Below are 13,449 nucleotides of genomic sequence, written 5' to 3'. Positions count from 1 at the left end.
TGCAGTCACCTGATGCCAGCAAACGACACCACAACAGCCCGCACGGGCATAGGCTCGCGCCATGGGAGGCAAGCACGACATCACGCCAGCCATCGACCCGGCTGTCGAGCGACTGCAGCGATTGATCCGGATCCCGACGGTCTCCTGGGCGGACCGCGACCGGATCGACCCGGAGCCGTTCCACGCCTTCGCCCGCCAACTCGCGGCCGACTTCCCCCTGCTCCACTCCCACCTGGAGAAGACGGTCATCAACGACCACGGGATGCTCTTCCACTGGCGCGGCCACAGTGACGACCGCCCCGTCGTACTGATGGCACACATCGACGTGGTGCCGGTCGACGAGGGCGACACCTGGCAGCATCCTGCCTTCGGCGCCGAGATCCACGACGGCGTGCTGTGGGGCCGCGGCACGCTGGACGACAAGGGGTGCCTGGCCGGCATCTGCGAGGCCGTCGAGCGGCTGCTCGAGCAGGACTTCACCCCCGACCAGGACATCTGGCTCAGCTTCGGCTGCGACGAGGAAGTGATGGGGCAGGCCGCCCCCACGGCAGTGGAGGTGCTGCGGGAGCGGGGCGTCGAGCCGTGGTTCGTGCTGGATGAGGGCGGCGCCGTGGCGTACGACGCGTTCCCCGGCGTGAAGCCCCCGCTGGCCGTCATCGGAGTCACCGAGAAGGGGATCACCAACGTCCAGCTCAGTGTCGAGGGGCGCGGGGGCCACGCCTCGATGCCGGCGCCGATGGACACCACGGCGCGGCTGGCCCGGGCGGTCCTGCGCCTGGACGCCAATCCGTTCCCCAGTTCGGTGCCACCGCCGACGGTGGAGATGTTCCGCCGGATCGCCGACCGCCTGCCGATGCCGCTGCGCCCGGTGCTCTCCCCGGTGCTGAAGAACGTCGACAAGCTCAAGCCGTTGCTGGCTCGCGTCCTGGTCGCGGCCGGGCCCGAGTCGGCCGCGATGACGCGGACCACCACCGTGGTCACCACGCTGAGCGGGTCGCCAGCCAACAACGTGATCGCCTCGCGGGCCACCGCAGGCGTCAACGTGCGGATCATGACCGGCGACACGGTGGCAGGCGTCGTGGAGCGGATGACCAGCGTGATCAACGACGACGCCGTCGCAGTCAGCGTCGTGGACAGCAACGAACCCAGCCCGCTCTCCCCGGTCGACGACGACGCCTTCCGGCTCATCGAGTCCGCCGTCAGTGAGGTGTTCGCCGACGCCGTGCCCACGCCGTACGTGATGATGGGCGCCACCGACTCCCGCTTCTTCACCGCGATCTGCGAGCGGGTCTACCGGTTCGCGCCGTTCCGGATGACCAAGGCCCAACGCGAGTCCATCCACTCCTACGACGAACGGATCGGCGTGAACGACTACCTCGACGGCATTGCGTTCTACCAGCGACTGATCGAGGCCATCCGGTGACCACCGGCATGCGGCCGGTCGTGCCTGGCCTGTGGGCGATCGTCGGCTTCCTGGTCTGCGTAGAGCTGGCCAGCGGCGTGCTGCAGGGCTATTACACGCCGATCTTCAGCGACATCGCCGAGCACCTGGGGATCCAGGACGCCGACGTCAACTGGTTCGAGGCGGCCCAGCTGATCCTCTCCGCGCTGGTGGTGCCGCTGCTGGCGAGGCTCGGCGACCTGATCGGACACCGCAACGTGCTGCTGATCTCCACCGCGGTGACCGCGCTGGGGTCGTGGGTGCTGGCCTTCGCGCCGTCGTTCACCACCTTCCTGGTCGGCTGGGCGCTCCAGGGTGCGTACGTCGTGTGGTTGCCGCTGGAGGTGGCGATCATCCACCGCCGCACCGCCAACACCGGGCAGCAGGCGCTGCTGACCCGCCGTGCTGCGGCGATCCTGGTGGCCGGGCTCGAACTCGGCGTGATCGCCGGGGCGCTGACCAGTGGCGCACTGGTGGAGAAGACGTCGATGTCGTTCCTGCTGGCCCTGCCGGCGATCGTGGTCACGCTCTGCTTCTTCGTGATCTGGTTCGGCATCGAGGACGTGCGCGGCGAATCCACCGGCGGCGTGGACCTGCCCGGGCTGGCCGCGATCACCGGCGTGCTCGCCCTGGTGATGGGTGGCCTGATCACCATCCGCCTGCAGGGCGTCGACAGCCTGCTCGCCTGGGCCCTGATCGTGGGTGGCGCGGTGGCGCTGGTGCCGTTCGCAAAGCTGGAGAACAGCAAGGACGAACCCCTGGTCGACGTACGCCTGCTCGGCAAGCCGGGCCAGTGGCCGGTGCAGTTGACCGCGTTCCTCTTCGGGATGTCCGTGCTCGGCGCCCAGATCCCGCTCTCCACCTTTGCCCGCACCGACCCGGCGGTGGGCTACGGCCTGGGCGCCAGCGCCGGTTTCGTCTCCACCCTGATCGGCCTGTACGTCGTCTCGCTGGTGGTCGGCGCGCTCTCGTTGCCGCTGCTGTCGCGGGCGGCCGGCCCCCGCGGCGCGCTGATCATCGGCTGCCTGCTGGTAGCCGTCGGCTATGCGATGTGGTTGCCGATGCACGACACCACCACCCAGGCGCTGGCGAACATGGCCGTGGCCGGGATCGGTTCTGGCGTCCTGGTGGCCGCCCTGCCCGCGGCCGCAGCGGCCGCGGCGCCGCCGGACCGGACCGGCTTCGCCACCGGGATGACCAATGCCACCAAGACCGTCGGTGGCGCCATCGCCTCGGCGGTCTTCGCGATCGCCCTGGCTGCGACGGGCTCGATCAGCGGCCCCGAGGAGGGGCACGCCCCGCTGAGCGGCTACCTGACGGTGTGGGGAGTCTGTGCCGGTGCCGCCCTGGTCGCGGCGCTGGCCCTGTTGCTGCTGCCGCGGGACCAGCTCGACGACGCGACCCGTGCCCCGGAGGAGCAACTCGCCTCCTGACGGCCTCGGGGGACACGGCGTAGGCTGATGGGAACGGCACGTCGATCGTCGGGAGGCGCGATGCCCGAGAAGCCGGAGCGGCCCGGGAGCGAGGCCGGCAAGGCCGTCGCCGCAGCCCGGATGCAACAGCAGCACCTGTGGGTGGACCTGCAGGTGCGCCAGGCCATGGAGCGCGGCGAGTTCGACAACCTGCCCGGTGCCGGCAAGCCGATCGAGGGCCTGGGCGGCGACGACGACCCCGACTGGTGGCTCAAGCGGCTCGTGGAACGGGAGAAGGTCAGCGTCCTGCCGCCAGCCCTGGCGCTGCGTACCGAAGACCGCGAACTCGATGCGCGCCTGGACGAGGAGAACACCGAGACAGCCGTGGTGAAGATCCTCGAGGACTTCAACCGCCGCATCGTCGAGGCACGGCGCCAACTGCAGGGCGGGCCGCCGGTGATCACGCCCCTGCGCGAGATCGACGAGGAGCTGGCCGCCTGGCGGGAACGGCGTACGGCGAGGCGGGAGGCCCAGGCAGCCGCGGTCCGGGCTGACGCAGGCTCTCGGCAGGAACGACGCCGCTGGTGGCCGCGTCGTCGGAAGTGAACCTCCCCGGTGACGCCCGAGAGGCCACCGGGGCAACGGCTCCGGGCATCCGTCTACCCAGCGGCGCGGCGGTCAAACCTGCAGGAATCCACCAATTCTTCGCGTGCGGAACCGAACAGTCGCGGAGTCGTTGTGCCTTGCGTGGCACCTAGACTCGCCCCCATGCGTCGAACCCGCCGTGCCGTGACCAGCCTGGCCGCCGGCGCGCTGCTGCTGACGCTCGCGTCCTGCGGCCAGGACAGTTCGACGGAGCCGGAGATGGCGGTCTCTTCACCGGCGGGCGAGCCGACGGCGCGCTCGACCGAGCGCGATCCGCTGGCCGACGCCGTCGAGGACCTGGCGAAGAACCTGCCGGTGCCCACCGTGGACGAGTCGCAACTGGGTGCGCCGACCGACGCCCCGACGATCGACTACGAGGTCGACTACGGCCTGACCGACCCGACATACGGCGCGGACATCAGCTGGCCGCAGTGCGGCAAGGGGGTCGGGCCGATCAAGGAGCGCCAGGGCCTGGGCATGCCGATGCCGCTGCCGGAGTGGAAGTTCGTGGTGATCGGGCTGACCAACGGCCCGGCGATGACGCGCAACCCGTGCCTGGCCGAGCAGCTGGCCTGGGCGAAGCAGACCGACGTGCTGGTCTCGACGTACGCCGTGGCGACCTATCCGTCCGCCGAACAGCTGGCGAAGTACGGCGACCAGGGCCCCTACGACTCCTCCACCCAGGAGGGGAAGCTGTCGAACTGGGGCTATGCCCAGGGCATCTTCAACCTGACCACGCTCTATGAGTTGCAGATCCCGGTGCCCGGGGTGTGGATCGACGTCGAGCCGGTCCCGTCACCCCCGTTGGTGGCGTGGAGCAAGGACACCGACGCCAACGCGGCCGTGGTCCGCGGGATCGCCCGCGCCTATCGGGAGAACGACTACCGGGTCGGGGTCTATTCGACGCCCAACCTGTGGCGCACCGTGGTCGGCAACCTGCGCCTGGGCGTGCCCGAGTGGCGCGCGGCCGGGCAGACCTCGGAGCAAGAGGCGGTGAAGCGGTGCCGCGGCGAGTCCATCCAGGGCGGCGAGGCGGTGCTCGGGCAATGGGTCGAGGACCGGCGCGACCGCAACGTCACCTGCCCGTTCCAGGTGGGCCAGCTGTCGCACTGGTTCGTCCAGTTGTGAGCCTTCAGCGTCGCCCGTCCTGTGCCAGCCGGGCGACGTCATCGTCGCCGACCGGGGTCTCACCCGCGGCCACGAGTTCGCCGTCCTCCTCCACCAACCGTGCAACAGCCATCGGAATGCGTACCCCGCGTTCGGCGGCGACCTCCTCGGCGCGCGCGTAGCCCGCGTCCACGTGCCGGATCACCCCCATGCCGGGGTCGTTGGTGAGCACGCGCTCGATCTTCTCTGCGGCCAGCGCGGTGCCGTCGGCGACACAGACCTGGCCGGCGTGCAGCGAGCGGCCCATCCCGACGCCACCGCCGTGGTGGAGGGAGACCCAGGTGGCACCGGAGGCAGTGTTGACCAGGGCATTGAGCAGCGCCCAGTCGGCGATCGCATCGGATCCGTCGAGCATCGCCTCGGTCTCCCGATAGGGCGAGGCCACCGAGCCGCAGTCGAGGTGGTCGCGGCCGATCACGATCGGCGCCTTGAGTTCACCGGAGGCGACCATCTCGTTGAACCGGAGCCCGGCGCGGTGGCGTTCGCCGTACCCGAGCCAGCAGATCCGCGCCGGCAGCCCCTGGAAGGCGACCCGCTCGGCGGCCATGTCCAGCCAGGTGTGCAAGCGGGCGTACTCGGGCTTCTCCTCGGCCGGGAAGAGTTCCTTGATCGCCCGGTCGGTGGCGGCGATGTCGGCCGGGTCGCCCGAGAGCGCCGCCCAGCGGAACGGTCCCTTGCCCTCGCAGAAGAGCGGACGAATGTATGCCGGGACGAAGCCGGGGAACTCGAAGGCGCGGTCGAATCCGCCCTTGCGGGCCTCGTCACGGATCGAGTTGCCATAGTCGAAGACCTCGGCGCCCGCGTCCTGGAAGCCGACCATGGCAGCCACGTGCGCGGCCATCGAGGCGCGGGCCTCGCGGGTGAATCCGTCGGGGTCGGCCGCGCTGCGCTCCTGCCACTGCTCGAACGGGACCCCGGCCGGGAGGTAGGCCAGCGGGTCGTGCGCGGAGGTCTGGTCGGTGACGATGTCGACCAGTCCGCGCCCGTCGGTGGCCCGGGCGGCCAGGTGGCGCTCGAGCAGGGCCGGCACCACTTCGGCGGCGTTGCCGAGCAGGCCGATCGAGAGGCCGCGCCGTTCGTCGCGGGCTGCCAGCGCCAGGGCCAGGGCGTGGTCGAGGTCGTCGGCCTGCACGTCGAGGTAGCGGGTCTCCAGGCGCCGGTCGATGCGGTGCTGGTCGACCTCGACGCAGATCGCGACCCCGTCGTTCATGGTCACCGCGAGCGGCTGCGCCCCGCCCATCCCGCCCAGGCCCGCGGTCAGGGTGATGGTGCCGGCCAGGGTGCCGCCGCTGTGCTCGAACTGCCCGGAGGCCGCGAACTTGTCGGCAATGGCGGCGAACGTCTCGAAGGTGCCCTGCAGGATCCCCTGGGTGCCGATGTAGATCCACGAGCCCGCGGTCATCTGGCCATACATGGTCAGGCCGAGCTCCTCCAGGCGCCGGAACTCCTCCCAGTTGGCCCAGTCACCGACCAGGTTGGAGTTGGCGATCAGCACCCGCGGCGCCCAGGGGTGGGTGCGCATCACGCCGACCGGCTTGCCGGACTGGACCAGCAGGGTCTCGTCGTCGGCGAGGTCGCGCAGGGTGGCGACCAGGGCGTCGTACGCCGCCCAGTTGCGGGCTGCCTTGCCGGTGCCGCCGTAGACGACCAGGTCGGCAGGCGCCTCGGCGACATCAGGGTCAAGGTTGTTCATCAGCATCCGCAGTGGCGCCTCGGTCTGCCACGACCGCGCGGTCAGGTCGGTGCCGGTGGCGGCGTGGATGGGCAGGCGGGGGTTGGTCATCCGAGTTCTCCGATCACTTCTTCTGCTGCGGCCAGGACCGCGCCGCTGCGGACGAGTTCGACACAGGCCTCGATCTCCGGGGACAGGTGGCGGTCCGGGCCCGGGCCGGCGATCCCGGCATCGCGCAGGCGACGTACGACGGCGCTGGTGGCCGGTGAGGGCTCCAGCGGTGCCCGCATCTCCAGGGCGCGGGCGGCGGTGAGCACCTCGATGGCGACCACCCGGGTGAGCCCGTCCACGCTGCGGCGCAGCTTGCGGGCCGCGGACCAGCCCATCGAGACGTGGTCCTCCTGCATCGCGCTGGACGGGATCGAGTCGACGCTCGCGGGGGTGGCCAGCCGCTTCAGCTCGGAGACCAGGGCAGCCTGGGTGTATTGCGCGATCATGTGCCCGGAGTCGACGCCCGGGTCGTCGGCCAGGAACGGGTTCAGCCCGTGGTTGCGTGCCTTGTCGAGGAAGCGGTCGGTGCGCCGTTCGCTGATCGAGGCCACGTCGGCGGCGACGATGGCCAGGAAGTCCAGGACGTGGGCGATCGGGGCGCCGTGGAAGTTGCCGTTGGACTCCACCCGGTGCTCGGCGACCAGCACGACGGGGTTGTCGATGGCGCTGGCCAGTTCGCGGGAGGCGACCAGCGCGGCATGCTCCACGGTGTCGCGGGCGGCGCCGTGGACCTGCGGCGAGCAGCGCAGCGAATAGGCGTCCTGGACCCGGGTGCAGTCGTCGGTGCGGTGCGAGGCGACGATGCCGGAGTCGGCCATCAGCGCCACCAGGTTGGCTGCGGAGAGCGCCTGGCCGGGGTGCGGCCGGATGGCTTGCAGTTCGGGGGCGAAGACCCGGTCGGTGCCGAGTTGTCCCTCCACCGACATGGCGGCGGCGATGTCCGCGGTGCGCAGCAGCATCCGCAGGTCGGTGATGGCCAGCACCAGCATCGCCAGCATGCCGTCGGTCCCGTTGATCAGGGCCAGGCCTTCCTTGGCCTCGAACTCGATGGGGGCCAGCCCGGCGGCGGCGAGCGCTTCGGCGGCCGGCACCAGGTTGCCGTCGCGGTCGCGGACGGTTCCCTCCCCCATCAACGCCAGGGCGCAGTGGCTCAGCGGGGCCAGGTCGCCGGAGCAGCCGAGCGATCCGTATTCGTGGACCACGGGGGTGATCCGGTGGGTGAGCAGGTCGGCCATCAGTTGCGCGGTCTCCCGGCGTACGCCGGTGTGCCCCGTCGCCAGGGTGGCCAGACGAAGCAGCATCAGGCCGCGGGTGACCTCGACCTCGACCTCGGGGCCGGAGCCGGCGGCGTGGGAGCGGACCAGGGAGCGTTGCAACTGGGCGCGCATCTCGACTGGGATGTGCCGGGTGGCCAGGGCGCCGAATCCGGTGGAGATCCCGTACGCCGGCGTGGGCGCTGCGGCGAGTTCCTCGACGACGGCCCGCGCGCGGTCGATCGCCTCGACGGCGTCGTCCGCCAGGTGTACGCCGGCCCCGTCGCGGGCGACCGCGACCACCTGGTCGAACGAGACGGGTCCGGTGCCGAGCGCGATGGAGTCCATGGCGCCCATCCAACTCCGGAGCCGGACGGGTCCGCCAGAGTCGTCCACGCATTGTTGTCTTGGATCCGAGACAACCGGGAGTGGGTCAGGCCTGGGCCAGCACCCGGTCCTCCTCGCCCGCTGTGGCGGCCGCTGCCGCCTCGAGGGCCCGTGCCCTGCGCTCCTCCTTGACCGCCCAGGCGATCGCGGTGCCCCAGGCGATCGCGAGGCCGCCGACGATGGTCCATGCCTGCGCCTCGGACGCGCCGACGGAGAGCAGGATGGTGCGGGCGTTGGTGACCACGATCAGGCCGCCAGCCGCGACGCCGATCACCCGCGCCGGCAGGATCCGGACCAGCCAGGCCGCGATGGGCGCCGCGATCACGCCGCCGGCGAGCAGGGCGATCACGATCTCCCATTCGATGCCTGCCGACCCGAGGGCGAGCAGGAAGCCGAGCGAGCCGCCCACGGCGACGACGAACTCGGAGGTGTCGATCGAGCCGATCACCTTGCGCGGTTCGAGGCGGCCCGAGGAGAGCAGGGAGGTGGTGCCGACCGGCCCCCAGCCGCCGCCACCGATTGAGTCGAGGGCGCCACCGACCAGGCCCATCGGGGCGAGGAAGCCGACCGAGGGGCGCGGCTTGAACGTGGGGCGGGCCCCGCCGAGTGCGATGAAGCGATAGATCACATAGGCACCCAGGCCCAGCAGCAGGCCCGCCACCCACGGCTTGGCCGCGTCGCCGTCGAGGCTGACCAGGAAGGTGGCCCCGGCGAAGGCGCCGACGAAGCCGGGGAGCGCCAAGATGCCCACGGTGCGCCAGTCGACGTTGCCGAACTTCGCGTGCGAGATGCCGGAGACCAGCGAGGTGCCGATCTCGGAGAAGTGGACGGCGGCCGATGCCGCTGCCGGGGCCACTCCGGCCGCGAGCAGCAGGGTCGAGGAGGTCACGCCATAGGCCATGCCCAGGGAGCCGTCGATGAGTTGGGCGAGGAGACCGACGAACCCCAGCACCAGCAGCTTCCGCATCACGGACCACCCTTAGGCAAGTTGTTTACTCAACATTGAAAGATTAGTAAACAACTTGGCTTTGATGATCGGCAACTCCGTCCACGGAGTGGACCCGGTCAGACCCGGAGTGTCCCCGACACCAGCGTGCGGCACTCACCGCCGACCCAGAGGGCGCCCTGCTCGTCGCTGGAGATCCGGACATCACCACGACGCCCCAGGGCCGTCCCCTGGCGCACGGCGTACGACGTGGGCGCCAGGCCGGCGTCGACCAGCCAGCGCGCCAGGCTCGCATTCAGGCTGCCGGTGACCGGATCCTCGGGCACCGCGAGCGACGGCACGAAGGCACGCACCTCGAAGTCCGCAGGCCGATCCCCGGAGTCGGCGTACGGGCCAATCACGCCGACCTTGAGATCACCCATCACGGCGAAGTCCGGCTCGAGGGCGAGCACGTCCTCGGCCGAGGTCAGCAGCACGCCGAGCCAGCCGGGCCCGTTGTCCGCCCAGCTCGACGCGAGCACGGCATCCGGCGTGATCCGCAGCGAGGCAACCACCTGGTCGAGCACGTCGGCGGCGAGCGGCCCGCTGCGCAGCAACTCCGGCGCCCGGAAGGCCAGCCGATCACCGTCACGGCGCACCTCCACCAACCCGATCCCGCACTCCTGGACCACCACGTCCCCGGCGGCAGGGAGGCCACCGCGCTCCAGCCAGGCATGGGCACTGCCCAGGGTCGGATGCCCGGCGAACGGCAACTCCCGCGCCGGGGTGAAGATCCGCAGCCGATAGTCGGCACCCGGATCGCGTGGCGGCAACAGGAACGTGGTCTCCGAGAGGTTGGTCCACCGCGCGAAGGCCGCCATCTGCTCGTCATCCATGCCGCTGGCGTCGTGGACCACCGCCACCGGGTTGCCGGTCATCGGCTCCGGCGCGAACACGTCCACCTGGGAGAAGGATCGGGTCGTCATGCCTCCACCGTAGGCAGCATCTGGCACCATCACCGCCATGAGCCAGGTCCCGGCCGCAGCGCGCGCACTGCAGGTGCTGCGCTTCCTGGCTGCCCAGCCCGGGCCCGTGCCGCTGGACCGGATCGCGACCGCGCTCGACCTGCCGCGCAGCACGGCGTACCACCTGGTCAACACGATGATCGCCGAGGGGTTCGTGACCCACCTGGCCGAGGAGAAGCGCTACGGGCTCGGCGTCGCCGCCTTCGAGGTGGGCAGCGGCTACACCCGCCAGGCGCCGCTGCAGCGCATCTCGCGCCGGCCACTGGCCGACCTGGTCGACCAGACCTCGCAGAGCGCCCACCTGGCCGTGCTGCACGGGCGCGACGTCCTCTACGTGATCGAGGAGCGTGCCCCCGGCAGGCCACCGCTGGTCACCGACGTCGGCGTACGGTTGCCGGCCCACCTCACCGCGTCCGGCCGCGCCATCCTGGCCGCGCTGCCCGCCGCCCAGGTGCGCGCCGCCTATCCGGACCGGACCGCCTTCGTGGACCGGCACGGCACCGGACCGACCGGCCCGCGCCAACTCGCCGAACTGCTCCGCGAGACCCGCCGCCGTGGCCACGCGATCGAGGACGGCGAGGTGACCCCGGGCCTGGCCAGCGTCGCCGCTGCGGTGCTGGACCACAACGACTATCCGGTGGCCGGTGTCGCACTCACCCATCCCAGCGGCGAGGACGACCCGGGCCTGGCCGACGCCGTACGCCGTACCGCGGCCGAACTGACCCGGCGCCTGGGCGGGCACCCCGCGGCGGGACGATAACGCCCGCCATGGGCAGGCGCCACAGGCTGCCGGACCCCACCTCCGTCGCGCTCACGGAGTGACCCAGGACACAGTCGTTCGTTGGTCCCTACATGGGGATGACCTTCACCCGCGCCCACGCCCGTCTCGTCCTTGCCTCCGTGCTGGCCACCGGGCTGGTCGCGGCCGTGCTCACGGTGCCGGAATACAAGCTGACCAACACGGTCTCGCTGGCCGAGTCCTATGAGGCGAGCCGGCCGGTGCAGGCCGCTGACGGGCACTGGCACACCCACGATCCGGAGCGCAAGAACGACATCAGCCAGTCCGGGGAGATGGATGCCCAGGGTGCCGTCGCCGCCAACTCCCTGGACCCGACCTCTGCCGCCGAGGCGCGGGAGAACACGGCGTACGTCGCCACCCAGCGTGACCTGGTCGAACCGGAGCTGGTGCCGGCCTCCTTCACCACGCCGCGCGCCGCCGTCCCCGAGGACCGCTATGCCGTGGCCGGGGGCTGCTACGAGCTCAACGGGCAGCCGATCACGTTCCGTGCCACCGACCTCGGCGTCCACCTGCTCTACACCAACAAGGGCACGTTCATCACCGGTCACCTCGGCAGTTGGGTCCATCTGACCAATCACCCCTCGGCCCTCTCCGAATGGACCACGGAGAAGACCGCGGACGGCTTCACCTTCCAGCTCCACAACGGTCGTTACCTGACCGTCAAGGGCGGCGCCCTGGTCACCAGCAAGACTCCCGGCCACTTCGACCTGCACACCACCACCGGGTGCAAGGAATATCCCGAGGTCGAGGTCAACGTCACCGGCGACCCACACGCCGGCCTCACGCCGTACCAGGAAGTCCGCGGCTACGTCGACGCCCACGTCCACGGGATGGCCTTCGAGTTCCTCGGCGGCGAGATCCACTGCGGCCGGCCGTGGCACAAGTACGGCGCGGCGTACGCACTGCCGGACTGCTCCAACCTGCTGCAGCCCGGCACCAAGGGAGCACCGCTCGACGTGGTGCTCAGCGGCCAGGCCGTGCGCGACCCGGTCGGGTGGCCGACGTTCAAGGGGTGGCCGGCGCCGGATGCGCTGACCCACGAAGGCACCTATTACAAGTGGATGGAGCGCTCCTGGCGCGGCGGACAGCGCGTCTTCGTCAACCTGCTGGTGGAGAACGGCAAGCTCTGCGAGATCTATCCGCTCAAGCGCAACTCGTGCGACGACATGGAGTCGGCCAAGCTGCAGGCCCAGGACATGCGCGCCCTGGAGCGCTACATCGACGCGCAGTACGGCGGCCCCGGCAAGGGGTGGTACCGCATCGTCACCGACCCCTTCGAGGCGCGGCAGGTGATCAACGAGGGCAAGCTCGCGGTGGTGATGGGGGTCGAGGTCTCCATCCCGTTCGGCTGCACGATGTTCCTCGGCACGCCCGCCTGCGACACCGCCTCGATCGAGGCGCAGCTCGACGAGCTCTACGACCTCGGCGTACGGCAGATGGAGATCGTCAACAAGTTCGACAACGCACTGGCTGGCGTCGCCGGGGACGAGGGTGTCATCGGCCCGGCGGTCAACCTGGCCAACTTCCTGGAGACCGGCAGCTTCTGGAAGATGGAGACCTGCGACCCGGCCGACGGCGAGTCCGCCGACAAGACCCAGCTGGCGCTGCCGAACGTCGGCGGCGATGCCCAGGACGCCCTCTTCGGCGCGATCATGGAGGTGGCCGGCATCGGGGTGCCCCTGCCGGCGCCGCTCTATGGCCGGCCGATGCACTGCAACCAGCTCGGGCTGACCGACCTGGGCGCGTTCACCATCGACGCACTGATGGAGCGCAACATGCTCATCGACCCCGACCACATGAGCGTCAAGGCCCGCCAGGCCACTCTGGACCAGCTCGAGGCGGCCGGCTATTCCGGCGTCATCTCGAGCCACTCGTGGTCCACCCCGGACGCCTATCCGCGGATCTATGCCCTCGGCGGCTTCGTCGCCCCGATGGCCGGGGACAGCACCGGGTTCTACGAGAAGTGGCAGCGCCACATCGGCTGGGCCGACGAACGCTTCTACTTCGGATTCGGCTGGGGCGCCGACATCAACGGCCTCGCCAACCAGGGCGACCCCCGCGGTGCGGACGCGGCGAACCCGGTGAGTTATCCGTTCACCGGGCTCGGCGGCGTACGGGTGGAGCAGCAGGTCAGCGGTGAGCGTGTCTATGACCTCAACGTGGACGGCGTCGCCCACTACGGCCTCTACCCGGACTGGGTCGAGGACCTGAGGATGGTCGGCGGCGAGGACGGCGACGCCATCGTGGCCGACCTGGCCCGCGGCGCCGAGGCGTTCCTGCAGACCTGGGAGCGCGCCCACGGCATCGCGCCGGACTCGTGCCGCAACCCGGAACTGCGGGCCACGCGTGCGGCCTGGGACGAACGCGTCCACCCGGGCATGACCACCGTCGAGTTGATGGCGGCCGTCGGCCAGCCGTTCGCCCGGTTGGGATCGACGTACAGCTATTGCGGCCGGGGGTCCGGTGCCTCGGACGTCGAGGTGACGGTGCGCATCGATGCGGACGGCCGGGTCACCGGTGTGACGTGGCCCTGATCCACGGCTGACCGCTTGAGGTGAGGCTTGGCTAAGAAGCCGGAACGGCGTACCCGGAAGTAGGATCCCTCACACACCAGAGTCCCTGACAACGCTCGCTCGCGGGAATAGGCTCGGGTGTTGCGCCCGGCACTCCCT

10 protein-coding genes are annotated in these 13,449 nt (G+C 70.8%); 6 read left to right on the top strand and 4 right to left on the bottom strand.

The window, feature by feature from the left end; all coding sequences use genetic code 11:
• Positions 1–61: 61 nt before the first annotated feature.
• The 4 genes from Q9R27_RS16200 to Q9R27_RS16185 all read left to right on the top strand — a co-directional run bounded on the left by Q9R27_RS16200 (position 62) and on the right by Q9R27_RS16185 (position 4,626).
• Positions 62–1,423 carry a M20/M25/M40 family metallo-hydrolase gene (locus tag Q9R27_RS16200; protein WP_311253440.1) on the top strand — a complete coding sequence of 454 codons (1,362 nt, stop codon included), beginning with the start codon at positions 62–64 and terminating at the stop codon, positions 1,421–1,423.
• The gene (locus Q9R27_RS16195; RefSeq protein ID WP_311253439.1) at positions 1,420–2,874 is read left to right on the top strand and encodes an MFS transporter; all 1,455 of its coding nucleotides are present in this window, start codon (positions 1,420–1,422) and stop codon (positions 2,872–2,874) included. The genes Q9R27_RS16200 and Q9R27_RS16195 overlap by 4 nt, the downstream gene beginning before the upstream one ends.
• 60 nt (positions 2,875–2,934) lie before the next feature.
• Positions 2,935–3,459 (top strand): DUF1992 domain-containing protein, encoded by a 525-nt coding sequence (locus Q9R27_RS16190; protein ID WP_311253438.1) that lies wholly within the window; start codon positions 2,935–2,937, stop codon positions 3,457–3,459.
• A 162-nt stretch (positions 3,460–3,621) separates the two neighbouring features.
• Positions 3,622–4,626, top strand: coding sequence for a hypothetical protein (locus tag Q9R27_RS16185; RefSeq protein ID WP_311253437.1), 1,005 nt, complete (start codon positions 3,622–3,624; stop codon positions 4,624–4,626).
• 4 nt (positions 4,627–4,630) lie between these two features.
• On the opposite strand, the gene hutU is transcribed toward Q9R27_RS16185, so the two are convergent.
• The 4 genes from hutU to Q9R27_RS16165 form a co-directional block, all read right to left on the bottom strand.
• Positions 4,631–6,448: a urocanate hydratase gene (gene hutU, locus Q9R27_RS16180; RefSeq protein ID WP_311253436.1), complete on the bottom strand. Its 1,818-nt coding sequence runs from the start codon at positions 6,446–6,448 to the stop codon at positions 4,631–4,633.
• The gene (gene hutH / locus Q9R27_RS16175) at positions 6,445–7,989 is read right to left on the bottom strand and encodes a histidine ammonia-lyase (RefSeq protein WP_311253435.1); all 1,545 of its coding nucleotides are present in this window, start codon (positions 7,987–7,989) and stop codon (positions 6,445–6,447) included. The genes hutU and hutH overlap by 4 nt, the downstream gene beginning before the upstream one ends.
• A gap of 85 nt (positions 7,990–8,074) precedes the next feature.
• Positions 8,075–8,995 (bottom strand): sulfite exporter TauE/SafE family protein, encoded by a 921-nt coding sequence (locus Q9R27_RS16170; protein ID WP_311253434.1) that lies wholly within the window; start codon positions 8,993–8,995, stop codon positions 8,075–8,077.
• A gap of 98 nt (positions 8,996–9,093) precedes the next feature.
• On the bottom strand, positions 9,094–9,939 hold the full coding sequence (locus tag Q9R27_RS16165; RefSeq protein ID WP_311253433.1) for a PhzF family phenazine biosynthesis protein: 846 nt from the start codon (positions 9,937–9,939) through the stop codon (positions 9,094–9,096).
• Between the two features lie 37 nt (positions 9,940–9,976).
• Here Q9R27_RS16165 and Q9R27_RS16160 point away from each other — a divergent pair, with 37 nt between their 5' ends.
• Positions 9,977–10,738 (top strand): IclR family transcriptional regulator, encoded by a 762-nt coding sequence (locus tag Q9R27_RS16160; protein WP_311253432.1) that lies wholly within the window; start codon positions 9,977–9,979, stop codon positions 10,736–10,738.
• A 92-nt stretch (positions 10,739–10,830) separates the two neighbouring features.
• A complete protein-coding gene (locus Q9R27_RS16155; RefSeq protein ID WP_311253431.1) occupies positions 10,831–13,311 on the top strand; it encodes a hypothetical protein in 2,481 nt (826 codons plus the stop codon).
• Positions 13,312–13,449: the final 138 nt, after the last annotated feature.

The sequence above is a fragment of the Nocardioides sp. AE5 genome (assembly GCF_031844485.1).
Lineage (GTDB): Bacteria > Actinomycetota > Actinomycetes > Propionibacteriales > Nocardioidaceae > Nocardioides.
Note: the sequence above shows the minus strand (reverse complement) of the source record. Positions and strands in the feature narration are given on the sequence as shown.

Bases quoted from the DNA above. Each gene is read 5' to 3' on its own strand.
- Q9R27_RS16200 (WP_311253440.1), top strand. From the start codon at position 62: ATGGGAGGCAAGCACGACATCACGCCAGCCATCGACCCGGCTGTCGAG.
- Q9R27_RS16190 (WP_311253438.1), top strand. From the start codon at position 2,935: ATGCCCGAGAAGCCGGAGCGGCCCGGGAGCGAGGCCGGCAAGGCCGTC.
- Q9R27_RS16185 (WP_311253437.1), top strand. From the start codon at position 3,622: ATGCGTCGAACCCGCCGTGCCGTGACCAGCCTGGCCGCCGGCGCGCTG.
- hutU (WP_311253436.1), bottom strand. From the start codon at position 6,448: ATGACCAACCCCCGCCTGCCCATCCACGCCGCCACCGGCACCGACCTG.
- hutH (WP_311253435.1), bottom strand. From the start codon at position 7,989: ATGGACTCCATCGCGCTCGGCACCGGACCCGTCTCGTTCGACCAGGTG.
- Q9R27_RS16170 (WP_311253434.1), bottom strand. From the start codon at position 8,995: ATGCGGAAGCTGCTGGTGCTGGGGTTCGTCGGTCTCCTCGCCCAACTC.
- Q9R27_RS16165 (WP_311253433.1), bottom strand. From the start codon at position 9,939: ATGACGACCCGATCCTTCTCCCAGGTGGACGTGTTCGCGCCGGAGCCG.
- Q9R27_RS16160 (WP_311253432.1), top strand. From the start codon at position 9,977: ATGAGCCAGGTCCCGGCCGCAGCGCGCGCACTGCAGGTGCTGCGCTTC.
- Q9R27_RS16155 (WP_311253431.1), top strand. From the start codon at position 10,831: ATGGGGATGACCTTCACCCGCGCCCACGCCCGTCTCGTCCTTGCCTCC.